The following is a 26,669-nucleotide window of genomic DNA, read 5'->3' on the forward strand; positions in this document are numbered from 1 at the left end:
AGGCCGCCATATGAGCGTCGTCGGCAAGCTGCGCCATCTGCGGCGATACCGGGAAATTGCATCCGCTTTCGTCCGCAACGGCTTCGGATATGTCGCAAAAGATCTAGGACTGACCGATATGCTATTTCGACGCATCGACGGCGGGAAGGGGAGCGCCCGCACTCGCTCGGTCGGCGAACGGCTGCGGCTGTTTCTCGAAGAGCTGGGGCCAACCTTCGTAAAGCTCGGTCAAATCGCCAGCGTCCGTTCCGATCTTATCCCGGCCACTATTATTGCACAACTTGAGCTGCTGCAGGATCATGTTCCCCCATTTCCATACGAGGAGGCCGCACGGATCATTGAAGAAGAGCTAGGCGCGCCGATTGATGAATGGTTTGACGATTTCGGAAGCGAGCCTGTCGCTTCCGCCTCGATCGGCCAAGTTTATTTGGCCCGGCTGAAAGACGGAACCGAAGTGGCCGTCAAGGTACAGCGGCCGAAAATCGCGGCAAACATGAAAACCGATCTCGATATTTTGACGGAGCTGACGAAAGCGGCGGAAAAAAGGCTGGAGTGGGCGCGCCTCTATAAGCTGCGGGATATGATCGAAGAATTGGCTGATGCGCTTTGGCGTGAGCTCGACTATGAGAAGGAAGCCCGCAATGCGGAGCGGTTTGCCATCTATGCGGCTAAGTCGGAGCAGGTGCGCATCCCAGCCGTATTTTGGCCGTACTCCACGAAAAAAGTGCTGACGATGGAATACATAAACGGCATCAAGCTGTCGGACTTCGGGGCGCTGGAGGAGGCCGGATTGGACCGTAAAAAGCTGGCGGAGCGGTTTGCCGGAGCTATTTTCGAGCAGGTGCTGACCGACGGCTTCTTCCACGGCGATCCTCATCCAGGCAACGTACTTGCGCTGCGGGACGGTAAAATCGCGTTTTTAGACTTTGGCATGGTAGGAAGGCTGCAGCAAGAAAGAAAAAGGCATTTTATATCTTTCGTAATCGCCTTGCGCAATCAGAGCACAAATGGCGTCATTCGCGCAATCGCGGGTATGGGCTTTATAACGGACGATACGGACCGAGAAGCGTTGAGAGCCGATGTTGACGAGTTGAGAGAAAAATATTATAAAGTGCCGCTCAGCCAGGTCAGCATGGGGGAGACGGTTAACGATTTGTTCGATCTCGCCATGAGGCACCGGATTCAAGTGCCGGCCGAGCTGACGCTGCTTGGCAAAACGTTTTTGACGATGGAAGGGGTTGTTACGCATCTCGATGCAAATTTCAGCGTGTTCGATGTTGCGGAGCCGTTCGGCAAGAAGCTGCTGCTGGAACGGTTAAACCCGCTCCTTACGGCCAAAAAATGGCTCGAAGAGCTGCCTGAACTGGCTGCATTTGCAACCGACGCGCCGCGAAACGCGCGCAAGCTGTGGACGTTTCTGCGCAAAGGAAAGCTGGGGTTGGAGATAACGGTGCCCGAATTGGGCGAGCTGTTGCGCAAAATGGATCAGATCAGCAACCGTCTGTCGCTTAGCATCGTGCTGCTCAGTTTCAGCATTATTATGGTCGGACTAATTATCGGGTCCTCTTTGCAGCATCAGAGAACGGTGCTGTGGAACATCCCCGCCATTGAAATCGGCTTCGGAATAGCGGCAGCGCTGTTTCTTTGGCTGACGTATGCCATTTTTCGGTCCGGACGTTTCTAGCTCTTGGCATAGCCGCCCAAAGGAGAGATATTGGCTGCCAGCTGTTGCCGTTGACAAAACAATAACTTGTAACTATTATAGTTACATGTAGAGCGTTATACAAGATTTCAAAAGCGGAGGCGGATGAAAATGAAAATAGCAGTTATAGGAGCAAACGGCAAAGCGGGCAGCAATATCGTGAAGGAGGCGCTGGATAGAGGCCATGAAGTGACCGCTGTCGTACGGAGTGCGTCTAAAGTACAGAATCAAGGCGCCGCTGTGCTGGAGAAAGATATTTTCGATCTTACAGGCGATGATTTAAAAGCTTTCGATATTGTAGTCAATGCGTTCGGCGCGCCGCTCGGTCAAGAGCAATTGCATGTCGATGCGGGCAACGTCCTTATTAAGGCGCTGGAAGAGGCAGGCAGCGATACACGGTTGATCGTCGTTGGCGGAGCGGGCAGCCTGTATGTCGATCCGGATAAAACAATCCGCGTCGTAGACACGCCGGAATTCCCTGAGATGTTCGTTGCGACCGCTTCGAATCAAGCGAAAAACTTGGATATTTTGCGTCAGAACAATCGCATAAAATGGACGTTTGTCAGTCCTTCCGCCGAATTTGCGCTTGGGAAACGGACAGGCAAGTATGGAAAAGGCACCGATTTCCTGCTCGTGAACTCGAAAGGTCACAGCTATGTCAGCTACGAAGATTATGCGATCGCCATCGTTGATGAAATCGAGCAAGCGAGCCATGTGAACGAGCGCTTCACCGTCGTCTCCGAAAGGGAATAAAATAGCAGCCGCAACGAACAGCCAGTCTCCGATTGAATCGGGGGCTGGCTTTTTTTTGTTTATTGATTCTACATCAAAATCAGTTTTTGACGGATAAAGGAATCAGGCTTTAATGGCGATCGGAAGAACCCTCTGACCCATCCCCTCACTTGTAGTCAAGCACTGAGTTCGGTTTTGAGCCTGTTTATTTCTTGTTTATCCTGCCTGAGTAGAATAAAGTCAGATTTTGCCGAAAAAAGGCACTACATAAAAATATAAGCGAGGTATACGGATGAAGCTGAAACAAACAGCGATGGTCCTCTTATGTCTGGCATTGTTGTGGACAAGTCTGCCTATGGCAGGCACATACGCCGCACCGGCAGAGGGAATTACGGGAACTTATTATTGGGAGCAGCAGGTCAAACAAGCGGGGGACAGTTGGCCAAGGTCTAGAACTGCTCCGCTTATGGCTTATCATCAGGAGCAAGGTTATGTGCTGATGTTTGGTGGCTGGACGCCTACCGGGCGTCTCAACGATACTTGGAAATTTCAAAACGGCAAATGGACGCAGTTGAATACGGCAACCAAGCCTCCCGTACGCAGCGGCGGCGGCATGGTCTATGACGAGCAGCGCAAGCAGATTTTGATGTTTGGCGGCGACGGCGCGACCTCTCAGTTGGGCGACACATGGGTATGGGATGTTGCGACGAACAACTGGATTCAAAAGACGCCGGCGCAGAGTCCTCCGGGGCGGGGCGTCATGCAAATGGCGTATGACGGAAAAAACAAAAATGTAGTGCTGTTTGGCGGAATATCGCAGACTATTCAATCGCTGGACGATACTTGGACATGGAACGGCACAACTTGGCAGCAGCGCAACGTAACCGTTAAGCCTCCGAAAAGGGATTTCGGCATGATCGCATTCGACGGCAGCAATGTGGTGATGTTCGGAGGCGAGCAGGTTCCAGGCAACAGAAAGCTCAACGATATGTGGGTTTGGGACGGAACGGCTTGGTCGGAGCGCACAATTACATCCAGCAAGCCATCGGCTCGTCACGGCTCGGCTTTCGCTTACGATCCGCAGTACAAGAAGATTGTGCTTTACGGTGGATATAGCAACAAAATTGAAAGTGACGCATGGGCTTTAACCGGCAGCACGTTTACGCCGATTACACCTAACGTAACGCTGAAGCCTCGCAACGATGCCACCATGGTATACGATAACGGCAAAGAGCAGTTTGTTATGTTTGGCGGCTACGACATTCAGGGCAATACTCCGACCGATGAAACCTGGACGCTGACAATTCTGCCTTCGCTGTCGCCGGTCACTGTGCTGGATAAAGATTTAACGACAGGACAGGTTAAGTCCAGCGTAATTGATCAGGCCAATTCGCCGATCACGGAACGGGGCTTCCTCTATTCAACGTCAAATACCGATCCGCGAGTGGGAGGCACAGCTGTCATAAAGGGTGCCGCAGGGTCTGGATTAGGTGAGTTTTCCGCGACCTTAAGCGGTTTGGCTCAAAATACGACAGTATATGTTCGCTCATATGCAATCAACGCGCAAGGTACCGCATATAGCGCAGTCACATCGTTTGTCACCGATCAGTTTTCCGGGAAGCTTTCTGCCCTAGGGCTTACGGGCGTGCAAACGAACATTTCTTTCAACAGCGGGGTGTTCGATTATACGCTGATTGTGCCGGCAAATGCGGATCAGCTGCAGCTGTCTCCGACAGCAGCGGACAACGGCGCATACATTTACATCAACGGGAAGCTGGCAAGCAGCTTGCCGGCAACGGTAAAGCTTGATTACGGCGAGAACTTGATCACAGTAAATAGCCGGTCGAGCAACGGGAAATACAAAGGTTCGGACTATACGTTGACGATCACCCGTCCATTGGCTGCTCCGAAGCTGGCGACTCCATCTGCCAGCAGCGGACAAGTATTTCTGGACTGGGGCCCCGTCGACGGAGCGCAGCAATATTTGGTTTATCGCAGCACCGTTTCCGGCTCGGGAGGCCAGCTTATCGCTACGCTGAATGAGACGGCGACGAGCTATACAGCGGACGGACTGGCAAACGGAACAACCTATTATTTCACGGTAACCGCGAAGCGGGGGCAATCGGAGAGCGCTCTCTCCAATGAAGTGACTGCTAAGCCGCTGCCGGCGCCGCCTGCGGCCCCGATTATTGTATCGGCGGACTCGGGCGATGGGGAGGCGACCTTAAGCTGGAATCCGGTAGAAGGAGCGGATGGCTACCATATCTACGTGCTTGAATTGGCCGGCGGATACAGCGCTCCTTATGCTTCTACGGCCGGTCTCAGCTACAACCTGACTGGTTTAACAAACGGAACGAACTATCATTTTATCGTCAGAGCCTATACGATGGGCGTTATTGGCGAGGCTTCGGAGGAAGTTGTCGTAACACCGCAGGTTCCTGCACCGGATGCTCCAACTTTGACAAACAGCGTTGCAGGAGACGGGACGGTCTCCATCAACTGGTTGAGGGTACCACAGACTGATAGTTACAAGGTTTATCAAAGCGAGAATTCCGGTCAAGCCGGCCTGCTGGTTGCGACTGTCGGTGAGTCAGTATACAGCTATCAGGCAAGCGGATTGACGAACGGAACAACGTATTATTTTACAGTGATCGCGACGAATGCCGGTGGGGACAGCCCATCTTCCAATGAAATCAGCGCAGTGCCTTATTCGGTGGCAGGCGCGCCGACTCAAGTGTCGGCGGAAGCGGGAGACGGCACTGTAGAGATCAGCTTCGATCCTCCGGCAAATAACGGCGGCAAAGCGATAGAGGGCTATGTGGTCACGGTAATGCCCGGCAATCGGATGATCGAGGTTGACGCCACGACGACGACGGTTGTCGTCGATGGCTTGACCAACGGCAAAAGCTATTCCTTTACTGTAGCGGCCAAAAACTTGGCGGGCGCAGGTACGCCGTCCACAGCCGTAAACGAGATACCGTTTACGACTCCGGAAGCGCCAACCGGCCTTACGCTTGTGAGCGGCAATGGCGAAGTGCAAGTCAGCTTCGATCCTCCAGCGAATAATGGAGGCAGAATGATAGACGAGTACATCGTAACCATTATGCCAGGCAATCGGGAAGTCACTGGAACGTCCAGCCCGATTGTGGTGGATGGCCTTACCAACGGCACGGTCTACTCCTTTACCGTCAAAGCGAAAAACGAAGCGGGTGAAGGCGTCGCCTCGGGTGAAAGCCGAATCGCACCTTCCGCCGTTCCTGGAGCGCCGACAAACGTCCAAGCGAAAGTCAAGGGCGGGAAGGCGACGGTTAGCTTTGACCCGCCAGTGAACGACGGCGGCAAACCAATTACAGGCTACAAAGTCATTGTGCTGCCCAGCGGCAGAGAGGTACAGGGAACGACTAGTCCGATTACGGTGGACAACTTAACGGACGGCGTCGACTATACCTTTATCGTAAAAGCAGTGAATGAAAACGGTGAGAGCAACACTTCTGAAGAGGTCGGAACGGCACCTTCTTCTGTACCTTCAGCGCCAGCGGACGTTCACGTAGAAAGCGGGAATGGCCGCGCTGTGGTGAGCTTTGATCCGCCTGCTAACAACGGAAGCAGTCCGGTTGACGGTTATGTAGTGATAGTTCAGCCAGGCAACAGGGTGATAGAAGGAAATGCTAGCCCAATTGTCGTGGAAGGCTTAACGAACGGCGTCGAATACACCTTCACCGTACAGGCGAAAAATGCTGACGGAAATGGAACGCCTTCTACAGAAGTAAAAGCAACGCCGTTCACGGTGCCTGGCGTACCGACCGGCGTTCGCGCAGAGGGCGGCAACGGTACGGCGATTGTGAGCTTTGATCCGCCGGCAGATAATGGCGGTAAGCCAATCGAAGGCTATATCGTTACGGTCATGCCGGGCGGGAAGAAGGTTGAAGGAACCGGCAGTCCGATTACCATTGACGGATTGACCAACGGCGTCTCTTACACCTTTACCGTTACTGCGAAAAATGAGGCCGGAGAAGGCGGCGCGTCTGCTGAGTCGGCTCCGGTCGTGCCGAACGGCTCTGGCGGCAGTACGCCGCAGCAGCCACAGCCGCAGCCTTCACAGTCTCCACAGGAACCGGCAGGCGTCGATTTGATCGTTAACGGCAAGCCGGTAAGCGGAGGCGCGACGAAAAACGAAACGGTCAACGGCCGGACGGTTGTTGTGACATCGGTAGACGAAGCGAAGCTGAAGCAGCGGCTTGAAGGCGAGAAGGAAGGCGTCGTCGTGGTCATTCCAGTTCAAGGGAATGCCCAGACGGCAGCAGGCGAGCTGACAGGCGGCAGCATCAAAGATTTGCAGCGTCTGGATGGCGTAATCGAGCTGCATGGGAATGGCGGCACGTATACGCTCCCGGCATCTTCCATTGAGCTTGATAAGCTTGCGGCAGGATTCGGACCGGGTACAGCGGTGGAGGATATCCGTCTTCGCGTTGAGATTTCGATACCGTCTTCCGAAGTGAAGGCTAAAGCCGAGCAAGCGGCAGCGCAGCGCGGCGTCAGCATTGTCGGACCGGTCATCGAATTTTCGGTAAAGGCGAACTACGGCGGGCAAGAGTCCGTAGTGCGGGAATCCGGTGTTTATACTACGAAAACGATTGCGCTTCCGAAAGGGACCGACCCGAAAAAAATTACAACCGGCGTCATTGTTGAAGCGGACGGAACGCTCCGCCACGTGCCGACGAAAGTCGTCGTCGTTGACGGAATCTACTATGCGCAAATTAACAGCTTGACGAACGGCGTCTACTCGGTCATTTGGAATGAGGCAGCATTCAAGGATACTACTAAGCATTGGGCAAATGAAGCCATTCACGATATGGCCTCGCGCACGGTCATTAACGGCTATGAGGATGGTACATTCAAGCCTGACCAAGCGATTACCCGTGCGGAGTTTGCGGCTATCATTGTCAGAGCGCTGGGACTTGGTCAGAAGAGCGGCGCTGCGCCATTTGCCGATGTGAAGCAGACGGACTGGTATAGCGGAGTGATTGACACCGCTTATGCCTATGACCTCATTCAAGGCTACAGCAGCACGGAGTTCGCTCCTGGAACGCTTATTACAAGAGAACAAGCTCTTGCGATTACAGCTCGGGCTATGAAGCTGACCGGAATTTACGCCGATTTATCCGAGGCCTCGACCCGCGAGATGTTGAGCGCCTACAAGGACGGCGGTGCTGTAGCGAACTGGGCTAGCCTCGACGTGGCGCAAAATCTGAAGGCCGACCTTATTCAGGGACGCAGCAATGGACTGCTTGCTCCTAAACAAAATATTACGCGCGCAGAAGTGGCTGTTATTGTTCAGCGGCTGCTCTCACGCTCCAACTTGATTTAAACATCATCGGACAGACCCGGCTATTCGGCCGGGTCTGCTTCTTTAGGAGGGATGGAAGGTTTCTGTCGCAATATGTAGAATTACCATAATAAAGCATGTGAAGGAGCCGGGGGAGGAAGCTCGTGTTCAAAAGAACGATATTTTTAGGCCTCATTGTCATTGCGGCCTGTTCATTTATACCGTTATCGATGTTGCTCGGCGGAGGCAAGCAGCTGCAAGAGCTGCAGGCGCATCAAGGCGTGCTTGACTTGGCTGATTGGGATAGGAACAAGACGCCGGAAGTTGCGCTAGACGGCGAGTGGGCGTTTTATTGGAATCGCCTGCTTGAACCGGAGCAATTTGCTGCCGGACAGGGCAGCCTGTCCGAGATGTCCGGCTTCATGAACGTACCGTCACAATGGAAAGGCAAGATTGTAGCCGGTGAGCCGCTCCCGGCGTACGGGGCCGCAACCTACAGGCTGCTTCTGCTTCATGCCCCTAAAGATGTGGAGCTTGCGGTTAAAAAGACCAATATTCGCTTTTCCAGCGCAATCTATATTAACGGTCAACTCCAGAATATGGATGGGAAGCCGGCTCTGGACGCGGCCGATTACGAGCCGGGCAACGTGCCCAGTCTGGTTCGGGTGCCTCCGTCGGACGGAACCATAGAGATTGTGGTGCAGGTCGCCAATCATGACTACATTCATGGAGGAATTCCATTATCGCTGTATCTGGGCGAGGAGAAGGCGATGCTGGCCGAACGTGACGGCATGCTTGCGCGCGAGTTCGGCATCATCGCCATGCTGTTTACGCTGGCCTTTATTTATTTTATCTTTTTTATCGTGGCAGCCATTTACCAAGGCAAGGACTACACGCTGTTGGCTATGGCTATCATTTGTATAATCTATGGGGTCTATAATGGATTGATGGGACAGCGGGCGTTGTTTCTTGTGCTGCCGGGACTGTCCTTTGCCGAGCTGTACAAGCTGAAGGACTTGAGTTCCATCATTTATTATATGGCGCTGACATTCTTGTTTTATCATATACAGAAATCGGTGCTTTCCTTTAAGCAAGCCTGTACAGCCGCTGCGTCGCTTGGAGTTTTGTTCTTGCTGATCGCGGTGCTGCCGATGCGTACCTATGTGCTCGGATATACCTTCATTGTCGTTCTTTGCGAGCTTCTCGCGCTTTGGATGCTTGTGCGCAGCGTCAAAAGCTATATAAGGAAGGCGGAGATGCAAAGCGGCTCGCTGCTCCTGTTCATCGCGCTGCTCTGCGTCAATTTATATTCAATCGATATCTATTTGTTCTCGCTTTTCTGGAAGGATCAATTATGGGCAAGCCAGCTCTATCTTCTCATTTTTAATATAGCGCTTATATTATTTGTCCTGCTTCGCTTCTTTGCCGCTTACCGTACCATCAACGAAATGAAGAATCGTCTGGAGCGGACGAATCAGATGAAAGAAGAGTTTCTGATGTTTACCTCGCACGAGCTCAAGACACCGCTCAATGGCATCGTCAATATTACAGATACGCTGCTCAGAGGGATTGCGGGTCCGTTGAACGGCAAGCAGGAGCAAAATTTGGCCATTGTCGTCAGCAGCGCCCGCAAGCTTACGCATATGGTCAATGAACTGCTCGATTATTCGAAGCTGAAAAATGGCGATATTTCCTTGTATCCCGCCAGCATTGACTTAAAGGCGGCTGTAGATGCAGTGGTCAACATCCATTCCTTTTTGCTCGGCAGCAACCAAGTTGGACTGGTCAACCATGTGCGTATCGATTTTCCGCCTGTGCATGCGGATAATAACCGATTGCTGCAAATTTTGCACAATCTGATCGGCAATGCCGTCAAATTTACGGCGCACGGTGCCGTTGAGATCGATGCGAAGTTGAGGAAGGGCTTAGCGGAAATTACGGTCACCGACTCCGGGATCGGCATTCCAAAGGAACAGCAGGGAAAGATTTTCGAGGCATTTGCTCAGGCGGACGCACCGGAAGCGGTGAAAGCCGGAGGAACGGGGCTTGGACTGAGCATTACGAAGAAGCTTGTTGAATTGCAGGGAGGAAGCATAGACGTACGCTCTGAGGCGGGAAAGGGTTCCACCTTTACCTTTACGCTGCCGCTTGCGGATGAGACGGATGTCCGCACGCTTCGTCTGGAGGCTGCAGCCCGGGAGGGTACGGCATCCCCGCAGCGGCCAGACTACCCAATCGTAATCGAGGGGGAGCTCGGCGAGACGGTGCTGATTGTCGATGACGATTATGCCAATTTGCAATCGATGATGAATTTGCTCAGGCTTGACGGCTACACACTCATCGTCGTAAACCGAGGGCAGCTGGCGCTTGAGCAAATTAACGGAAGGCGTGATCTATCGCTGGTCATTCTCGATATTATGATGCCGGATATGTCCGGCTATGAAGTGCTTGGACAATTGCGCAGCAAGTACTCTGCAGCCGAGCTGCCTGTTCTGATGCTGACGGCGCGCAGCCGATTGTCCGATGCCCGGTTGTCGCTCGAGAAAGGGGCTAACGATTATGTCGGCAAGCCGTTCGAGGCGGACGAGTTGCTTGCTAGGGTCAGGAGCTTGACCGGATTAAGAGCCTCCGTTCGTCAGGCCAGAGCAGCGGAAATCGCATTCCTGCGGTCTCAGATTAACCCGCATTTCTTATACAACGTGCTTAACGCGATTGCCGAGCTGTGCGTGGATAACGCAGAGCGGGCGGAAGAGTTGACGCTTCAACTGTCAGCCTATTTGCGAAGCAGCTTTGATTTCAAGCAGCTTCATTCCTTGACTACGCTTCGGAATGAGCTGGAGCTCGTCCGAACGTATACGCGCATCGAAGAAGCGCGATTCGGGTCGCGGCTGCAAGTGGAGTATCGCATTAATGCCGACCTGAATGCCAATATTGGCATTCCGCCGTTAATTCTACAGCCGCTTGTGGAGAATGCGATCAGGCACGGGCTTATGTCCAAGGTAGACGGCGGCACCGTCCGAATTGAAATATCGAAGGAATCTGCCGATACGCTGCGATTTGTCATAGAAGATAACGGTTGCGGCATAAAGGCAGAGCGGTTGGGACAAATCGAACGATCGGATAGCGAAGTATCGGGCGTAGGACTATGGAATATCAGTCAGCGGCTGCGGCTGCTATACGGTACGCAGCTGCATATCGAGAGTGAGGAAGGGAAGGGGACGAAGGTTGTCTTTTCACTTCCAATTACATCAGGTCAAACAGGTGGGGGATAACAGTGCTGCGGGTAATGATCGTTGATGATGAAGAACTGTCTATTAAAAGGCTTAAACGGCTGCTGACCGAAAGTGGGCGACTTGAAAGCTGCCATACCTTTATAAATCCGGTTGAAGCCTACGTGTTTGCGGAGGAAAACGCGATTGACGTCGCTTTTCTGGACATATCGATGCCGGAAATAAACGGTATGTCGCTGTCTATCATGCTCAAGAAAATCAATCCGTCGATTCATATTGTATTTGCAACAGGCTATGATCATTATGCGGTTCAAGCTTTCGATGTCAATGCGCTCGACTACTTGCTCAAGCCGGTGACAGCTCATCGGCTCGAGCAGACACTGGGCAAAATCCCCGTAAGAGCCGCAACCGCGAGGGAGCAGGCAAGCTTACATATCCGCATGTTCAACGGCTTGCATATCTATGCTGAAAGCAGTTCGGAGCCGCTTAAATTCCGAAGTCCTAAAACCGAGGAGCTGTTTGCCTTTCTCATCTACAAACGAACGGCCAGCCGAGACGAGATTGTCGAGACGCTTTGGTCGGATCTGGAACCGAAAAAGGCATGGAAAAATCTGAATTCCACTCTCTATTACTTGCGAAGAGCGATTTCCGACAGCGGAGCGGGCTTATCGATTCACTCTACACGCGAAGAGATCAAATTGACCGAATCGGATGTCGATTGCGATCTCTATCTATTCGAGCGATTGCTAAAGGAGATTCGTCAGGCGCCGATGGACAGCGCAGGGCAGATCACGCAGGCTGAGGCGCTTTATACCGGTGCATTGTTGAAGGGGAAGGCTTATGACTGGTCTGTCGATAAGGCGCGGGGGCTGGAGCGCCATTACATAGAGCTGATGGAGATTGCCGCAAGCTATGAGCTGGCGGGACGGCAGCCTCAAAATGCGCTGCATTACTTTGGAGAGATCGTCCGGCTCGATCCGATTCGCGAGGATATTTATTTCGAGATGATCAAGCTGCTCTCGGAGCTGGGACGAAGCCATGAAGCTGTGCGATCCTATCGCCGGATGGAGGAGCATTTACAGCTGGAGCTTGGCATCAAGCCGGATCGCCGATTAACGGAGTTTGTAGAACGTTTGTATACAGGATTGGCAGAGCAGTGATAGCTGAAATCAAGTACTGATTTAAAGTTTGAACCCTCTTCTTAGCAGCATAAGGCGAGGTAGGCGATCTTCTGCATTTTCGTATGGTTTCTGTGTTTTTGAATTCAATGAACACTCGAAATGGGCTTTGTAGACAGCATGAAGAAACCCGGCGTCATATGACACCGGGTTTCTTTATGGTATTTTTGAACCGAGAATCAGGATTGCGGGTTATAGAGAGATGGCTTGTCCCGGCTGCAGCACTTGTCCGCGCAACCCTTTCGCCGCTAGTCGTTCGACGAACTGCTCGGCGTCCTGACGAATGGCCGGGAACGAATTGTAATGGATCGGAATCGTCAGCTTCGCCTGATACCATTCCGCGGCGAGCAGCGCATCGTCCGGTCCCATTGTATAATGGTCGCCGATCGGGACGAGCGCAACGTCGATCTCATGGCGGTCGCCGATTAGCTTCATGTCGCTGAACAGTGCCGTGTCGCCTGGATGGAGCACGGTAACACCGCCAATCGTTACGATGTAGCCGCCCGGCATACCGCCGTAGATAACGCGCTCCTCCTTGGGCACGACAATACCGGAGCTGTGGATTGCTTGAATCATTTTCGCTTGCGCAAACCCGAGATCGATCGTGCCGCCGATATTCATGTCAAGCGTCGACACGCCTTTCCAAGACATGTAGGCAGCCAGCTCGACGTTGGCGACGACCGGCGCATTGTTCGCTTTAGCAATTGGTGCGGCGTCGAGAATGTGGTCTATATGAGCGTGTGTAAGCAATACGGCATCGACTTTCACGTCTTCCGGTTTTGTAACGGCAAGCTCGTTACCTCGCAAGAACGGGTCGATGACAAGCGATTTACCTTCTGCTGACAACTGGATGCAAGAATGGCCATGATAGATCAGTTCCACTATGAATAACGCCTCCTTTTATTTCCACCATACCGATAGGAAGATTCAAAGTCAAGTAAACGCATCGGCAAGCAAGGCAGCGGGTTCTAAATATGCTATGATGGAATTATATGAGATGGGAGGCGAGCAAGAATGGATTTAGGATTGCAGGGTAAGGTGGCTTTAATAACGGGAGGAAGCAAAGGAATCGGCCTTGCGACGGCACTGCTGCTGGCCTCGGAAGGAGCGCAGGTTGCAATCGTCGCTCGTGATGAGAAAGGGCTTGAGGAAGCCGCAGCTCGAATAGAGGAACAGACGGGTGGCAGACCGCTGACGATCGCGGCCGACGTTGCGAAGCGTGAGCAATGTGAGCGGGCGGTCGAACTGACGGCCGAACATTTTGGGAGTCTTGATATTCTCGTCAACAATGCCGGCACATCGGCGGCAGCGCCTTTTGAGCGCGTAGAAGCGGAAGGCTGGTTGGACGATCTCGACTTGAAGCTGTTTGGAGCCGTCCATTTCGCGAAGGCGGCACTGCCGCATATGAAGAAGGCGGGGGGCGGAGCGATCGTAAATGTCACAGCAGTGGCAGGCAAGACGCCTCCAGCGTCGTCGCTGCCGACCTCGGTCAGCCGCGCAGCCGGCCTTGCGCTTACGAAAGCAATGAGCAAAGATTTGGCAGGCAATCGCATTCGCGTAAACGCCGTTTGCATCGGGCTCATTCGCAGTGCGCAAATCGAACGGATGTGGCAGTCTAGTCATTCAGAGCTGACGTGGGAGCAATTTTCCGCGCTGCCGGGGCACGGTATTCCGCTCGGCCGGATCGGCGAAGCTGAGGAGGCTGCCCGGGCGATCGCTTTTCTCGTCTCGGACGCGGCGTCCTACGTAACAGGCACGGCGATCAATATCGACGGAGGTAAATCATCGGTTCTTTAGTTTTTTTAGCTTGAAAGTTTTTCTTCATATAAAAGGGCTCGTAAACAACTGAAAGCTTGCAAACAGTTAAAAGCTTGCAACAGCTAAAAGCCCGCAAACAGCGTGACTGCTGCTTGCGGGCTTTTTTTTGCATACGGATCATTTCTATATTAATTTACGTTACAGCAATCCTGCGTGCTGAAGCCCTTGGCGAATGCCGCCTTCGTTCACGTGTGCGGTGACGTAATTGGCGAAAGGCAGCAGCTCTTCATGCGAATTGCCCATCGCGATGCCGAGTCCTACCGCTTCGAGCATTTCCTTGTCGTTCAAGCCGTCTCCAAAGGCGATCGCATCGTCGGTCGACAGGCCGAGCTTTTCAAGCAAAGCTTGAATACCCTTTGCTTTGGAGCCGTCCTCGCGCAGCACATCCATTGCTGAAGGATGCCAGCGGATCAGCCGCAAACCGGGTAGCGCGTCCTCATACAAGTGCTCTTCCTCCGCTTCACAATGAAGGAACGCTTGATAAATGTCTTCCTTTTTCCAAAAATCAGGGTCGTAGCCGGGCAGTTCGACGCGCAGTGACTTGACTGCTTGAATAACGGAAGGGTGGACGTCGTCGTTTGCATAAAAAGCGGAATGCCCTTCGAATACGAGCTTATGATCATGCTGCCCGGCATGCCGGACGAGCGCTTCCATGTCCTTTTGCGGAATCGGGTTGCTGTAAATCGGCTTGCCCTTGTATACGACGTAAGCGCCGTTCAGACTGACATAGGAATCGATGCCAAGCTGCTCGGCGAGCGCTGCGAAGAAATAAGGGGCTCTGCCGGTGGCGATAACCGCTTCGATCCCTTTTGCCTGCACTTCTTGAATCGCGTCGATCGTGTCTTGCGGAATTTGCTTTTCCTCGTTCACAAGCGTACCGTCAATATCAAAAAAAGCGATTTTGTAGGCCATGATGATCTCTCCTATCCCGATGTTGTGTAGACGATCTCTCTATTATTGTCGTACTATACCATCCGCACGGCAAAATAGGCAAGACTCGGCGGGCATAAAAAAGATGACATTCTGTATTACTCTCTGTAAAGGAATAGGAATAAATATTAATTTGCGCTATAATCGAGTTTGGGTAACGAGCGGGCTTGTCCGAACAAGTCTCGTCAACAATATCGAACGAATAAGGAGAATGCAGGCAATGGAAAAAACATTGATTTTCGGGCACAAAAATCCGGATACGGACACGATCTGTTCCGCGATTGCGTATGCCGATTTGAAAACGCAGCTTGGAGCGAACGTAGAGGCAGTTCGCCTTGGCGAATTGAATGGTGAGACGGAATATGCACTGCGTACATTTAACGCGGAAGCTCCGCGTCTTGTTTCGACGGTAGCGAACGAAGTAAACAGCGTTATTCTGGTTGACCATAACGAGCGCCAGCAAAGCGTTTCCGATATCGATCAAGTGCGCGTGACGGAAGTCATCGACCACCACCGCATCGCCAACTTCGAAACGGCGCAGCCGCTTTACTTCCGCGCAGAGCCAGTAGGCTGCACGGCTACCATTTTGAATAAATTGTACAAAGAAAACGGCATTGCGGTTAGCAAAAACATTGCCGGTCTGATGCTTTCGGCCATCATTTCCGATTCTTTGCTGTTTAAATCGCCAACGTGCACGGAGCAAGATATCGCTGCAGCTAACGAGCTTGCTGCAATCGCAGGTGTGGACGCGCAAACGTACGGCTTGGAAATGCTGAAAGCCGGCGCCGACCTGCGCGACAAAACGATCGAGCAGCTCATCTCGCTGGACGCGAAAGAGTTCCAAATGGGCAGCTACAAAGTTGAAATCGCACAAGTGAACGCGATCGACGTGAACGATGTGCTCGTTCGCCAGCAAGAGCTGGAAGCGGCGCTGAACGGCATTATCGCGTCGAAAGGACTGGACTTGTTCGTATTCGTCGTAACCGACATTTTGAACAGCGATTCGGTCGCTCTGACCCTTGGTGCGAAAACGGCAGCGGTAGAGAAGGCTTACAACGTATCGCTGGTCGATAACAAAGCGGTGCTGAAAGGCGTTGTTTCCCGGAAATCGCAAATCGTTCCTGTACTGACGGAGACGCTCAGCAGCCTGTAATCATATATATAGTAAAAAAGAGGCTCTGCACGGTATCTCAACCGTTGCCGGAGCTTCTTTTTTTATGGCTGATTGAGGTGAAGGGAGTGAGTGAAGGGGACACCGCGCGAACAGGTGCGCTCGTCGCTCCTCAATATTCCGCTTCGCGTGCCTGTAAGCTGGAAAATCGTCTTACAGAGACGAAACCGTCGCAATCGCGAGCCTGTAAGGCGGAAAACCGTCTTACAGAGATGAAACCGTCGCAATCGTGCCCCTGTAAGGCGGAAAACCGCCTTACAGAGACGAAACCGTCGCAATCGCGAGTCTGTAATGCGGAAAATCGTCTTACAGCGTCTAAACCGTCGCAATTGCGAGCCTGTAAGGCGGAAAACCGTCTTACAGAGACGAAACCGTCGCAATCGAGCCCTGTAAGGCGGAAAACCGTCTTACAGAGGCGAAACCGTCGCAAACGCGAGCTCGTAAGGCGGAAAACCGTCTTACAGAGACGAAACCGTCGCAATCGAGCCCCTGTAAGGCGGAAAACCGTCTTACAGAGACGAAAACGTCGCAAACGCGAGCCTGTAAGGCGGAAAACCGTCTTACAGAGACGAAAACGTCGCAATTGCGAGCCTGTAAGGCGGAAAACCGTCTTACAGAGACGAAACCGTCGCAATCGAGCCCCTGTAAGGCGGAAAACCGTCTTACAGAGGTGGAAAAGTCGATTCGTGCCCCTGTATGCCGGTAAGTCTTCTTACAGAGGGGTACCGTCTTACAAAGAGACAATGTTGTGTTTGTTTTATTGCAGCAGGATGGCTGTTAAAGCGTACTTTTTGATCTACATTCACCAGTCGGTCTGTAAGGCTCAAAGGAGTCTTACAGAGGCGAAAAGCGCGCCCGAGTCGAGCTGTAAGGCTCAAAGGAGCCTTACAAAGGCGAAAAGCGCGCCCGAGTCGAGCTGTAAGGCTCAAAGGAGCCTTACAGCGGCGAAAACCGCGCCCGAGTCGAGCTGTAAGGCTCAAAGGAGCCTTACAGAGGCGAAAACCGAGTCCAAGTCGAGCTGTAAGGCTCAAAGGAGCCTTACAGAGGCAAAAAGCACGCCCAAGTCGGTCTGTAAGGCTCAAAGGAGCCTTACAGAAGCAAAAAGCACACCCGAGTCGTCTGTAAGGCTCTAAAGAGCCTTACAGAGACGAAAAGCGCGCCCGAGTCGCGCTGTAAGGCTCAAAGGAGCCTTACAGAGAAGAAAAGTACGCCCACGTTGAGCTGTAAGGCTCAAAGGAGCCTTACAGCGGCGAAAACCGCGTCCAAGTCGAGTTGTAAGGCTCAAAGGAGCCTTACAGAGACGAAAACCGCGTCCAAGTCGAGCGTAAGGCTCAAAGGAGCCTTACAGAGGCAAAAAGTACGCCCGAGTCGCGCTGTAAGGCTCAAAGGAGCCTTACAACAGTGAGAACGTCGCAATCGCGCCTCCATGAGCCGGAAAACTATCCGCGCCCATAACGCCATACTCCTCAAGAGAGTTACCGCAACTAACAATCGGCTGCAAAAAGGCCAACTAACATGGAGCAGACATCACCCAACGCGTTGCCCTCGTCCCCGGCTCACGACAAAAAAAGCCCGGCTCAGCGGCCGGGCTTTTTACAATATGGAAATTAGCTCATCACACGGCGAGCCGTAACATAATTTTTCGTCCAGTAAGCAGAGTTCATGTTCGAAAGCGTTACGCCTTGGCTGCTGGAGCTGTGCAGCATCTTGTTGGAGCCGGCGTAAATGGCGACGTGACTGATGTTTTTTCCGTTTGTTTTAAAGAAAACGAGATCGCCCACGCTTAGCTCACCTTTTGCTACTTTCTTGCCTACGTTTGCTTGCTCGCCGGCCGTTCTTGGCAGCTCGATATCTAGTCCATTAAACATGTACTTTGTAAAGGAAGAGCAGTCGAACGCATATGTAACGCCAACGGGAGCTCCAAATTTATAAGGCGTTCCGATATAGTTTTTACCGCTGTCGATAAGTGCTAGCGATTCGGGCGTTGCAGCTTGGGCTTTATCGGCCAAGGAGCCAAACGCAAAAGCGGAAAAACCAATGGTGGCGCAGATAGTCAATTTCATTATTTTCTTAATACCAGGAAGTTTAAATGTTCGCATAGATGTAATATATCCTTTCGATTCAATTTTATTCGAATTTGAGGTTCATCTCGACTGGAACCACTATAACATAACTTTAATCCGCTAATTTGTTCCAATTAGAGCGGAAATCCCTAACCACGGGTGCGGTTTAATCATTATGAGAGTTTTATGAGAATACGTTCATAAATGCAACATTCCTTTCTCATTTAATTTGACGCTGTTTCATTTGCTTGATTATAATTAGGTTGCCTATTATTTTACTCATAAAACAAATAGCGATTTTTTGGAAGCGGAGGGATACGTATTGATAGAGGAACAGGAGTGGAAGCTTGATACGATGAAGCTGTTGGAAGCATTCACGCTGTTTCATAAACAGCATTGGCAATACTCCTCGGAAAACGGCAGCCGGAGCGAGCTCCAGGCGCTTATGTGCATCAAGCACATGTCGGTCGTGCGGGAGCGAGTCGGGGTGAAGGTGTCGGAGCTGAGCAAGCTGCTTCATGTCACCTCGCCGACGGCAACGCAGCTGATTAACCGGCTGGAGTCGGCTGGAGCGGTAGAACGGCGACCGGATCCAAAGGACCGGCGTTCTGTTCTGCTTGCGTTGACTCCGGAGGGTGAGCGACGCGCAGCACATGCGGCCGCGATGCTGAAGGAGAGGCTGGAGGGGCTGGCAGCATACTTGGGCAAACAGGATACGGAGCATTTTACGAGGCTGCTGCTCAAGACAAAAACCTATTTTGAGCAGCAGGGCAATCGTTCAGAACGGCAGGAGGTCGAGCAAACTTGTTAAAGCTTTTTCGATATTTGAACCATTTCCGCATGGAGGTGGCGATGGTGCTCGTTTTCGTTTTTTTGCAGACGCTCGCAGATTTATATCTCCCGACTTTAATGGCGGACATTGTAGATAAGGGCGTGACGGCAAACGATACCGGGTATATTTGGAAGATCGGCGGATTTATGCTCGTCGTATCGGCAGTGGGCGTATGCTGCTCGGTCATCGCGAGCTTCTTCTCAGCCAAAACGGCGTCGGGATTCGGCAAGCGTTTGCGGGAAGGCATGTTTCGTCATGCTGAGCATTTCTCGATGCAGGAATTCGATAAGATCGGCACCGCTTCTTTAATAACGCGTACGACAAACGATATTACGCAAGTGCAGCAAGTTTTAATGATGATCCTGCGAATGATGGTCATGGCTCCTATGATGTGCATAGGAGGAATCATTATGGCCGTTTCCAAAGACGCAAAGCTCTCGCTCATATTGGTCGTCGTTCTGCCGGTGCTCGCAGGTGCGATTTATGGCGTTGTGCGCAAAGGAATACCGCTGTTCAAAGCGATGCAAGTGAAGCTCGATAAACTGAACTTGGTGCTTCGAGAAGGATTAACCGGCATTCGCGTCATCCGCGCGTTCGACCGGACGAAGCATGAAGCAAAACGGTTCGACGAGGCCAATACCGATTTGACCGAAACGGCGGTTAAGGTCAATAAAATAATGGCGGTACTGATGCCGCTAATGATGCTGGTCATGAATCTCTCGACAGTTGCGATTATCGCGTTCGGGGGCATGCGCATCGACAATGGCAGTTTGGAAGCGGGCTCGCTGATGGCTTTTATTCAGTATGCGATGCAAATTATGTTCTCGCTGCTGATGCTGTCAATGCTGCTTGTTATGGTGCCGCGCGCGCAAGCGTCGGCTGTACGGATTAACGAGGTGCTGGAGATGGCGCCTTCGATGAAAGACGCGCCGAATGCGGCGGAAGCGGCCGGTCTTGGTCAAGGACGGGTTGAGTTTCGCGATGTGACGTTCCACTATCCGGGAGCGGAGCAGGCCGCTATAAGCCATATTTCGTTTAACGCGGGACCTGGAGAGGTGACGGCGATTATCGGCGGTACGGGTTCGGGCAAATCAACGTTAGTCGGATTAATTGCGCGTTTCTACGATACGAGTGACGGCTCCGTATTGATTGACGGGCAGGACGTCAAGCAGATGACCCAGCGCAGTCTCCGCTCGCGAATCGGCTTTGTGCCGCAGAAGGCGGTATTGTTTACAGGCACGGTGACGGATAATATCAGATACGGCAAAGAGGACGCAACGGAAGAAGAAGTGCGCCGGGCGGCGGTCATTGCACAAGCCGACGATTTCGTCACAGCTATGGAACAAGGTTACGATTCGGTCATTGCGCAAGGCGGGATCAATGTTTCCGGCGGGCAAAAGCAACGACTGTCCATCGCTAGAGCGTTAGTGAGAAAGCCGGATATTTATGTGTTCGACGATAGCTTCTCTGCGCTCGATTTTAAAACCGATGCGAAGCTGAGGGCTGCGCTGCGACCGGAAATCGGCCAATCGACCGTCATTCTTGTCGCTCAGCGCGTCAGCACCGTCATGGACGCCGATCGTATTATCGTGTTGGAGGAAGGGCTGATCGCGGGCATCGGCAATCATCGCGAGTTGATGGAAAGCTGCAGCGTTTATCGGGAAATCGTCGCATCGCAGCTGTCGGAGGAGGAGATCGCATGAGCCGACAATCGGAGAGGCATACGCCAAGAGGGCCGGGCAGAGGCATGGGCGGTCCGGGACCGGGTATGGGCATGAGCATGCCCGTCCAGAAAGCGAAAAATTTCAAAGGAACGCTCTTTCGGCTCATCACGTATTTAAAACCGCATCGTTTTAAATTGTTATTGGTGCTGCTGACGGCTGCGCTGAGTACGGTTTTTACTATTTTGAGTCCCGATATTATGGGCAAGGCGTTCACGGAGCTGTCTAAAGGCGTTTTGGCCAAAATGCAGGGCATTCCTGATGCGCATATCGATTTTGATGCGGTAAATGCCATATTAATCAAACTGGTGCTGCTGTATCTAATCAGCTCGATATTCGCTTATCTGCAGCAGTATTTAATGGCGGGAGTGGCGCAGCGGACCGTTTACGGCTTGCGGAAGGAAGTGAACGCGAAATTCGAACGGCTTCCGCTTAAGTATTTCGATTCCCGTTCGAACGGCGAAATTTTAAGCCGCGTCGTTAATGACGTCGACAATATAAGCATGACGCTGCAGCAAAGCTTAACGCAATTTATTACATCGATTATCACGCTTATTGGCGTTATCGTAATGATGTTAACGATTAGTCCGCTGATGACGTTAATCGTTTTCCTGACCATTCCGGTCAGCTTGGTCGCAACAGCGATCATAGCCAAGCGTTCGCAGACTTATTTCATCAGACAGCAGGCCGAGCTTGGCAAGCTGAACGGTCATGTGGAGGAAATGTTTACAGGCCACCAGATTGTAAAAGCGTTCGGTCGTGAGGAACGGTCTATCGAAAAGTTCAACGAAATGAATGGACAGCTTTACGAATCGGGCTGGAGAGCCCAGTTTATTTCTGGCATTATTATGCCGGTTATGAGCTTTATCGGCAATATTGGCTATGTGTTTGTAAGCATCGTAGGCGGCTTGCTCGTAACGCGCAGAGCAATCGAGCTGGGCGATATCCTTGCCTTCATTCAATATGTGCGCCAGTTTACAATGCCGATTACGCAGCTGGCGAATATTTCGAACGTCATTCAATCGACGATCGCTTCTGCGGAACGGGTGTTCGAACTGCTGGACGAAGAAGAGGAAACGCCAGACCAGAATCATGCGGCTGATCACGCTTCGGCCCGCGGAGAGGTGCGGTTCGAGCATGTCGCCTTCGGTTACAGCGCGGACGCTCCTTTAATCGAAGATTTGAATGTTGAGGTCAAACCAGGTCAAACCGTCGCGATCGTCGGACCGACCGGAGCCGGTAAAACGACGCTTATTAATTTGCTGATGCGCTTCTACGAGCTGAGCGACGGTCGGATAACGATTGACGGTGTGCCGCTTACGATGCATTCACGCAGCGGGCTGCGCCGTTTGTTCGGGATGGTGCTGCAGGATACGTGGCTCTTCAATGGCACAATTAGGGACAATATCGGCTATGGACGGGAAGGCGCCTCTGATGAGGAAATCGTTGCAGCGGCGCAGGCTGCTCATGCCGATCACTTTATCCGGACGCTGCCGGAGGGGTACGATACGGTGCTGAATGAGGAAGGAACCAATATTTCGCAAGGCCAGAAGCAGCTGCTTACGATTGCGAGGGCGATTTTGGCCGACCCTTCCATTCTTATTCTTGATGAGGCGACAAGCAGCGTCGATACGCGGACTGAAATATTCATTCAGAAAGCGATGGGCGAGCTGATGAAAGGCCGAACGAGCTTTGTTATCGCACACCGTCTGTCGACGATACGCGACGCCGATTTAATTCTTGTGATGAACAAAGGTCGAATTATCGAGCAAGGCACGCATGACGAGCTTCTTGCGTTGGGGCAATTTTATGCGGATTTGTACAACAGCCAATTCACCGGCCAGGCGCCTAAAGACAGCGTCGAAGCGGGGTAAGGGCGATGCAAGGCAAGAAACTTCCGATTCCGTTGATGACACGGATCGGAAGTTTTTTTCGTCCATACAACGTCAAGCTTGCCCAATAAACTCGAAAACTGAAAATACGCTCGCATTTTGTATGCTAGTTGAGGACAACCTTTTTTTCTCCGGCATAGAATAATAGCGATTCTATCGAGGGAGAGGGGTGGCAAGCTTGCCATTAATTAAAGTCTGTTCCGTCAGCGCTATATTGGGTTCGATTATTACATTCGCTTTCGGCAGCTGGGACGAGTCTCTGACCGTTCTTGTCGTTGCAATGGGGCTCGACTATTTATCGGGGGTATTGGCGTCATTAAGAGAGGGGCGCGGCTTAAACAGCTCTTTTGGCGCATGGGGGCTCGCACGGAAAGGATTAATGCTGCTTGTTGTTCTGTTAGCTCACCGTGTCGATCTGCTTTTGAACCTGCCCGATGTGACAATGGGCGCTGCCATTTACTTTTATATCGCGAACGAACTGATTTCAATTACCGAAAATTACGGCCGAATCGGTCTGCCAATGCCGGATCGGATTCGTAAAATCATTGAAATTTTAAAAGAGAAAAAGTAGATGCAATGATTCATTAACGTGGAACGGACAGAGGTGAAGGGTAGACGCTTATTTTCGAAGGCTTGCCTAAAAGGAAGTGGATCGGCTATAATAAGAACATATGTTCTTGTTATAGAAAGGTGGCCATAACGGTGGACAAAGGGACGACATTCGGCGGAAGCGGCGGCGCGTTAGCGCTTGCCCGGCCGCCGGTACAGACGGAGGACGAGCTTGAATCGGTCAAGAAGTATGTGCTGCTGGGCGTTGTGATGCGGGTGCTGGACCATGATATTCGTTCGATCGGAGCATCTGCGATCAAGCTGCCCCGCCTGTACGAATCGATGCTAAGAGGTGTTCAGGATCGAGTGCTGCTCGATCAGGCTGCGCTTAGGAAGCGGTTTAAAGAGAAGGGCATCAAGCTGCTGGAGGAGAGGCGCGGCACGGACGGCGTCGATGTCGATTATGTTTGCCGCGGCTACCGCCATACGTTTCGTATGCTTTGGAGTCATGTGAAAGCAGAATCCGAAAGGGTGTTGAAGCGATATTTTCAAGCATGATCACAGAAAGTTCATGGTTTTGTCATAAAAGAGTAAAAAGTTTTCCTTGAAAAGAAGTTTAAGGTTGTGAACTTCGGACGATCTTATGTAATATAAGAAGCAAACACAACGTTCGTAAAGGGGAGCACGGAGTAATGCAAAAGTGGATTATGTTCATTCTATTGACAGCAGCCTCTCTTCTGGGAGTGTATTTGCTGACGTTCGGCCTGCCAGAGAAACCGGTTGACGAGTCGGCTGCGCTGCCGGAAGGAACGGTATTGGTGAAAGTCGAAGCGAACAGCGACTTCACGTTCGGTCAAGAAGAATATAAAGTGAAAGTCGGCGACAAGGTTATTCTGAAGCTTCAGAATAAAAGCGGCGTTCACGGCATTAAGATCGACGAGCTGAACGTTGACCTCGAAGGAGATAATCTGGAGACCAATCTGGAGTTCGACAAGCCGGGTGAATATATTATCCATTGCTCGGTTCCATGTGGAGCGGGCCATACGGAAATGAAAACGAAACTGATTGTTGAAGCAGCGTAAAACGTAAAGAAAGAGGAGCCTAACGGCTCCTCTTTGCTTATTAGCTTGCACGGCGACGGCTTCTTCCTCTGGCGATGAGCCAATCGGCAAGTAGGCCGATCGCGGCCCAGCTAATGACGGTAAGCACATACATGAGCATGACGCTGACATCGTGGATATCGACGAACAGGTCGGCGAACCATGCAGGAATGCTGAACATAAAGAAGACGAAATTATGCGGGTCGTAGCCCGTTGAATTGTACAGGCATAGCGCGAGACCGATAAGGGTAGCGGCGATAGTAACCGTATATCGCATAGCGGACCGATCCTTTCTACGTTAGGGCGTGTTGCCGTAATGCGGTTTCTTGGGTTATTATGTGACAAAAGGATAGTTGTCATTCGACGAAGGGAGAACGGGAATTATGATTACACATATCGTATTTTTTAAATTAAAGGACGGCAGTCCAGAAAACGTGGAAAAAACCGCGCAAGTGCTCCGCAACATGGAGGGAAAAATCGACGTTTTGAAATACATTGAAGTCGGTATTGACGTGCTGCACTCCGAACGTTCGTATCATATCGCGCTCATTACAAAATTCGATTCGTTGGACGCGCTGAATGTTTATCAGGTGCATCCGGAGCATCAAAAAGTGATCGAGTATATGACCCAAGTGCGCGAAGCTTCGGCCAGCGTAGATTTCGAAAGCTAGAAAGGACGTTGGCGGGGGAATGCGTGACGTATATGAAATGATGACCTATTTGATCGTCATCTTAGCCAGCAGCGTCATCATGGTGGCTTGGCTGAAACGCAAGGCTAAAAACAAAAAGCAAGACTGAAAGCGGGAGAATGGCCATGTATTACGTAAACCAAGAACAAATCGGAGTGAGACTGCAGGCTATTCCGGCCATTTCGGAAGCGCTTCGAACGCTAGCCGACGGCTGGCAAGGTACGTTGATTGAAGGGCTTGCGCAGGAACGGGCGCTTCATCTGGCTGCCGAGACGATAACGGATGTAGGAAGCTTTCTGATTGACGGTTTTATTATGCGGGATGCAAGCAGTTATGAAGACATTATTGAAATTACAGGCGAAGAGGGCGTATTTCCGCGGCATTTGCAGGAGACGTTCATCGAGCTGGTCAAGCTCCGCAGGCCGCTTGTGCAGGACTATTTCACTTGGGACCGGGAACAGCTTCATCCGATGACAAAGGAACTGTCCGAACAGCTTCTGGTTTATAAAGAAGCGGTTGAGAGCTACATAGAACGCGAGCTCATTTAACAGAAGAAAAGCAGAGCGCGGTTGCCGACAGGCAGCCGCGCTTTTTATTTGACTTGGCTGCCCGTCGCGTAAGAAAGTTTTCCTCCGCATACTGTGTCAAGACAAGCCTATGCTGCTTATAATGCTAATACGAAATGGGCATTCGCCCGGTTCTGACGGCAGAGTTAAGCAAGTCAGACGGTATAACGGGAGGGGAGCGCATGAGCGTGGTGGAATGGAGCGCTGCTTCAGCTGCAGTTGCATTCACTGTATTGACGATCGGTCTGTTATTGTTCGCTAGGGCAGCTATGATAAAGCTAGCAAAGGTACAGTCAGCGGCCGATGAGCTGAGCCGCCGTCTGCAAGGTTCAGCGGAACGGTTGGAGAGAATTGCCGAACCGGCTGAGGAAACGATCCGGACGGTTAATCGGCAGCTGCACTCAGTCAATCGGCTTTTCGAAGCTGCGTCTCATATCGGCGGAACGATCGAGCACGCCTCCCGAGCGGCCAATGAGGCTGCCGCCGTGCTGGCAAAGTCTGTTTCGCGCCATGCGGAGCGGGATTCTGGGCAACGGCGTGTCGAGGAAGCTTTAGATTGGGCGGAGCTTGGTATGGCCGCCTGGCAGCTATGGCAAACTAATCGCAAGCGCCGAAACGATGCCGATGCCGCGCATCCGGACGAATAGCGTCATCCAGAACGAAGGGAGCGATTCATTGATGTCAGCACGCAAACAATCGAGAGGTTTTATTTACGGGGCGTTAGCGGGAGGGGTTGTAGGCTCTATCACCGCTTTGCTGCTCGCGCCGAAAGCGGGCAAGGAATTGCGTAAGGACTTGGCGGAAGGGGCGCACAAGGTTCAAGAATCAACCGTTAGAGCGGCGAATCGAGTCGGCGATACGACAGGCAGAATCGCTCGGCAAATCGGCGATCAAGCATCTCATATTGCAGGAAAGGCAAAGGAAGCGGCTATTTCCGTGGCGGACATCGTCCGGGACCGCAAGCCATTGTCAGCAGAGGAGATTGCAGACGATATCGATGCGGAGGCTGTTGTTGCGCCGCAAGAGGAAGAGCGTGTGCCCGTAACGGTTGAATAAATTCAAGAAGCAGCCAAGCGCGGAGGTTCAAAAGCGACTTGGCTGCTTCTTTATGCGGATTTAGGTACGTTTGCAAGGCGCATATCATATGATATTGGTGTCTATACAGGTCGC

General features: G+C 51.9%; 21 protein-coding genes. 17 read left to right on the forward strand and 4 right to left on the reverse strand.

All coding sequences use genetic code 11. The annotated features are described in order from the left end of the window. Window positions 1–10 precede the first annotated feature (10 nt). The 5 genes from ACFVTB_RS10865 to ACFVTB_RS10885 all read left to right on the forward strand — a co-directional run bounded on the left by ACFVTB_RS10865 (window position 11) and on the right by ACFVTB_RS10885 (window position 12,150). Entirely contained in the window at window positions 11–1,684 is a 1,674-nt protein-coding gene (locus tag ACFVTB_RS10865) for an ABC1 kinase family protein (RefSeq protein WP_387748348.1), read from the forward strand. A gap of 129 nt (window positions 1,685–1,813) precedes the next feature. Beyond that, on the forward strand, window positions 1,814–2,455 hold the full coding sequence (locus ACFVTB_RS10870) for an NAD(P)-dependent oxidoreductase (RefSeq protein WP_387748350.1): 642 nt from the start codon (window positions 1,814–1,816) through the stop codon (window positions 2,453–2,455). Between the two features lie 271 nt (window positions 2,456–2,726). Then, a complete protein-coding gene (locus tag ACFVTB_RS10875) occupies window positions 2,727–7,802 on the forward strand; it encodes a fibronectin type III domain-containing protein (protein ID WP_387748352.1) in 5,076 nt (1,691 codons plus the stop codon). A gap of 122 nt (window positions 7,803–7,924) precedes the next feature. Then, window positions 7,925–11,032, forward strand: coding sequence for an ATP-binding protein (locus ACFVTB_RS10880; RefSeq protein ID WP_387748354.1), 3,108 nt, complete (start codon window positions 7,925–7,927; stop codon window positions 11,030–11,032). A 2-nt stretch (window positions 11,033–11,034) separates the two neighbouring features. Next, window positions 11,035–12,150 carry a response regulator gene (locus ACFVTB_RS10885; RefSeq protein WP_387748356.1) on the forward strand — a complete coding sequence of 372 codons (1,116 nt, stop codon included), beginning with the start codon at window positions 11,035–11,037 and terminating at the stop codon, window positions 12,148–12,150. Between the two features lie 210 nt (window positions 12,151–12,360). Here the strand turns inward: ACFVTB_RS10885 and ACFVTB_RS10890 are convergent, their stop codons facing one another. Next, entirely contained in the window at window positions 12,361–13,050 is a 690-nt protein-coding gene (locus tag ACFVTB_RS10890; protein WP_387748358.1) for a metal-dependent hydrolase, read from the reverse strand. Between the two features lie 132 nt (window positions 13,051–13,182). On the opposite strand from ACFVTB_RS10890, the gene ACFVTB_RS10895 reads away from it, so the two are divergent. Further along, a complete protein-coding gene (locus tag ACFVTB_RS10895) occupies window positions 13,183–13,965 on the forward strand; it encodes an SDR family NAD(P)-dependent oxidoreductase (protein WP_387748360.1) in 783 nt (260 codons plus the stop codon). Between the two features lie 159 nt (window positions 13,966–14,124). On the opposite strand, the gene ACFVTB_RS10900 is transcribed toward ACFVTB_RS10895, so the two are convergent. Next, window positions 14,125–14,898, reverse strand: coding sequence for a Cof-type HAD-IIB family hydrolase (locus ACFVTB_RS10900; RefSeq protein ID WP_387748362.1), 774 nt, complete (start codon window positions 14,896–14,898; stop codon window positions 14,125–14,127). Between the two features lie 238 nt (window positions 14,899–15,136). Between ACFVTB_RS10900 and ACFVTB_RS10905 the strand changes: the two genes are divergently transcribed. Beyond that, on the forward strand, window positions 15,137–16,069 hold the full coding sequence (locus ACFVTB_RS10905) for a manganese-dependent inorganic pyrophosphatase (RefSeq protein ID WP_387748364.1): 933 nt from the start codon (window positions 15,137–15,139) through the stop codon (window positions 16,067–16,069). A 1,625-nt stretch (window positions 16,070–17,694) separates the two neighbouring features. Here the strand turns inward: ACFVTB_RS10905 and ACFVTB_RS10910 are convergent. After that, window positions 17,695–18,186 carry a C40 family peptidase gene (locus tag ACFVTB_RS10910; RefSeq protein ID WP_387748366.1) on the reverse strand — a complete coding sequence of 164 codons (492 nt, stop codon included), beginning with the start codon at window positions 18,184–18,186 and terminating at the stop codon, window positions 17,695–17,697. A gap of 286 nt (window positions 18,187–18,472) precedes the next feature. Between ACFVTB_RS10910 and ACFVTB_RS10915 the strand changes: the two genes are divergently transcribed. From ACFVTB_RS10915 to ACFVTB_RS10940, 6 genes are all read left to right on the forward strand, one after another. Beyond that, window positions 18,473–18,961 (forward strand): MarR family winged helix-turn-helix transcriptional regulator, encoded by a 489-nt coding sequence (locus tag ACFVTB_RS10915; protein WP_387748368.1) that lies wholly within the window; start codon window positions 18,473–18,475, stop codon window positions 18,959–18,961. After that, window positions 18,955–20,685 (forward strand): ABC transporter ATP-binding protein, encoded by a 1,731-nt coding sequence (locus ACFVTB_RS10920; RefSeq protein WP_387748370.1) that lies wholly within the window; start codon window positions 18,955–18,957, stop codon window positions 20,683–20,685. The genes ACFVTB_RS10915 and ACFVTB_RS10920 overlap by 7 nt, the downstream gene beginning before the upstream one ends. Then, window positions 20,682–22,577, forward strand: a complete 1,896-nt coding sequence (locus ACFVTB_RS10925; RefSeq protein ID WP_387748372.1) for an ABC transporter ATP-binding protein — start codon at window positions 20,682–20,684, stop codon at window positions 22,575–22,577. Before ACFVTB_RS10920 ends, ACFVTB_RS10925 begins: the two co-directional genes overlap by 4 nt. Before the next feature lie 196 nt (window positions 22,578–22,773). Beyond that, a complete protein-coding gene (locus ACFVTB_RS10930) occupies window positions 22,774–23,166 on the forward strand; it encodes a phage holin family protein (RefSeq protein ID WP_387748374.1) in 393 nt (130 codons plus the stop codon). Window positions 23,167–23,297: 131 nt separating this feature from the next. Beyond that, the gene (locus ACFVTB_RS10935; RefSeq protein WP_387748376.1) at window positions 23,298–23,702 is read left to right on the forward strand and encodes a YhjD family protein; all 405 of its coding nucleotides are present in this window, start codon (window positions 23,298–23,300) and stop codon (window positions 23,700–23,702) included. Window positions 23,703–23,836: 134 nt separating this feature from the next. Continuing rightward, window positions 23,837–24,226, forward strand: a complete 390-nt coding sequence (locus tag ACFVTB_RS10940) for a cytochrome C oxidase subunit II (RefSeq protein WP_387748378.1) — start codon at window positions 23,837–23,839, stop codon at window positions 24,224–24,226. A gap of 40 nt (window positions 24,227–24,266) precedes the next feature. Here ACFVTB_RS10940 and ACFVTB_RS10945 read toward each other — a convergent pair whose 3' ends face one another. Next, window positions 24,267–24,521 (reverse strand): hypothetical protein, encoded by a 255-nt coding sequence (locus ACFVTB_RS10945; RefSeq protein WP_387748380.1) that lies wholly within the window; start codon window positions 24,519–24,521, stop codon window positions 24,267–24,269. Between the two features lie 106 nt (window positions 24,522–24,627). On the opposite strand from ACFVTB_RS10945, the gene ACFVTB_RS10950 reads away from it, so the two are divergent. From ACFVTB_RS10950 to ACFVTB_RS10965, 4 genes are all read left to right on the forward strand, one after another. Next, on the forward strand, window positions 24,628–24,915 hold the full coding sequence (locus ACFVTB_RS10950; protein WP_387748382.1) for a Dabb family protein: 288 nt from the start codon (window positions 24,628–24,630) through the stop codon (window positions 24,913–24,915). Between the two features lie 143 nt (window positions 24,916–25,058). Beyond that, a complete protein-coding gene (locus ACFVTB_RS10955; RefSeq protein WP_387748384.1) occupies window positions 25,059–25,481 on the forward strand; it encodes a DUF86 domain-containing protein in 423 nt (140 codons plus the stop codon). Window positions 25,482–25,681: 200 nt separating this feature from the next. Beyond that, complete coding sequence (locus tag ACFVTB_RS10960; RefSeq protein WP_387748386.1) at window positions 25,682–26,146, forward strand: DUF948 domain-containing protein; 465 nt, start codon at window positions 25,682–25,684, stop codon at window positions 26,144–26,146. 31 nt (window positions 26,147–26,177) lie between these two features. Then, the gene (locus ACFVTB_RS10965) at window positions 26,178–26,555 is read left to right on the forward strand and encodes a YtxH domain-containing protein (protein WP_387748388.1); all 378 of its coding nucleotides are present in this window, start codon (window positions 26,178–26,180) and stop codon (window positions 26,553–26,555) included. The last annotated feature ends 114 nt before the right edge of the window (window positions 26,556–26,669 follow it).

Origin of the sequence: Paenibacillus sp. NPDC058071 (genome assembly GCF_042885235.1) — a bacterium.
In the GTDB taxonomy this organism is placed as follows: Bacteria; Bacillota; Bacilli; order Paenibacillales; family Paenibacillaceae; genus Pristimantibacillus.

What these genes read in the sequence shown, in the direction of transcription:
- ACFVTB_RS10865 (WP_387748348.1), top strand. Translation starts at nt 11, where the DNA reads ATGAGCGTCGTCGGCAAGCTGCGCCATCTGCGGCGATACCGGGAAATT.
- ACFVTB_RS10870 (WP_387748350.1), top strand. Translation starts at nt 1,814, where the DNA reads ATGAAAATAGCAGTTATAGGAGCAAACGGCAAAGCGGGCAGCAATATC.
- ACFVTB_RS10875 (WP_387748352.1), top strand. Translation starts at nt 2,727, where the DNA reads ATGAAGCTGAAACAAACAGCGATGGTCCTCTTATGTCTGGCATTGTTG.
- ACFVTB_RS10895 (WP_387748360.1), top strand. Translation starts at nt 13,183, where the DNA reads ATGGATTTAGGATTGCAGGGTAAGGTGGCTTTAATAACGGGAGGAAGC.
- ACFVTB_RS10900 (WP_387748362.1), bottom strand. Translation starts at nt 14,898, where the DNA reads ATGGCCTACAAAATCGCTTTTTTTGATATTGACGGTACGCTTGTGAAC.
- ACFVTB_RS10905 (WP_387748364.1), top strand. Translation starts at nt 15,137, where the DNA reads ATGGAAAAAACATTGATTTTCGGGCACAAAAATCCGGATACGGACACG.
- ACFVTB_RS10910 (WP_387748366.1), bottom strand. Translation starts at nt 18,186, where the DNA reads ATGCGAACATTTAAACTTCCTGGTATTAAGAAAATAATGAAATTGACT.
- ACFVTB_RS10925 (WP_387748372.1), top strand. Translation starts at nt 20,682, where the DNA reads ATGAGCCGACAATCGGAGAGGCATACGCCAAGAGGGCCGGGCAGAGGC.
- ACFVTB_RS10940 (WP_387748378.1), top strand. Translation starts at nt 23,837, where the DNA reads ATGCAAAAGTGGATTATGTTCATTCTATTGACAGCAGCCTCTCTTCTG.
- ACFVTB_RS10945 (WP_387748380.1), bottom strand. Translation starts at nt 24,521, where the DNA reads ATGCGATATACGGTTACTATCGCCGCTACCCTTATCGGTCTCGCGCTA.
- ACFVTB_RS10950 (WP_387748382.1), top strand. Translation starts at nt 24,628, where the DNA reads ATGATTACACATATCGTATTTTTTAAATTAAAGGACGGCAGTCCAGAA.
- ACFVTB_RS10955 (WP_387748384.1), top strand. Translation starts at nt 25,059, where the DNA reads ATGTATTACGTAAACCAAGAACAAATCGGAGTGAGACTGCAGGCTATT.
- ACFVTB_RS10960 (WP_387748386.1), top strand. Translation starts at nt 25,682, where the DNA reads ATGAGCGTGGTGGAATGGAGCGCTGCTTCAGCTGCAGTTGCATTCACT.
- ACFVTB_RS10965 (WP_387748388.1), top strand. Translation starts at nt 26,178, where the DNA reads ATGTCAGCACGCAAACAATCGAGAGGTTTTATTTACGGGGCGTTAGCG.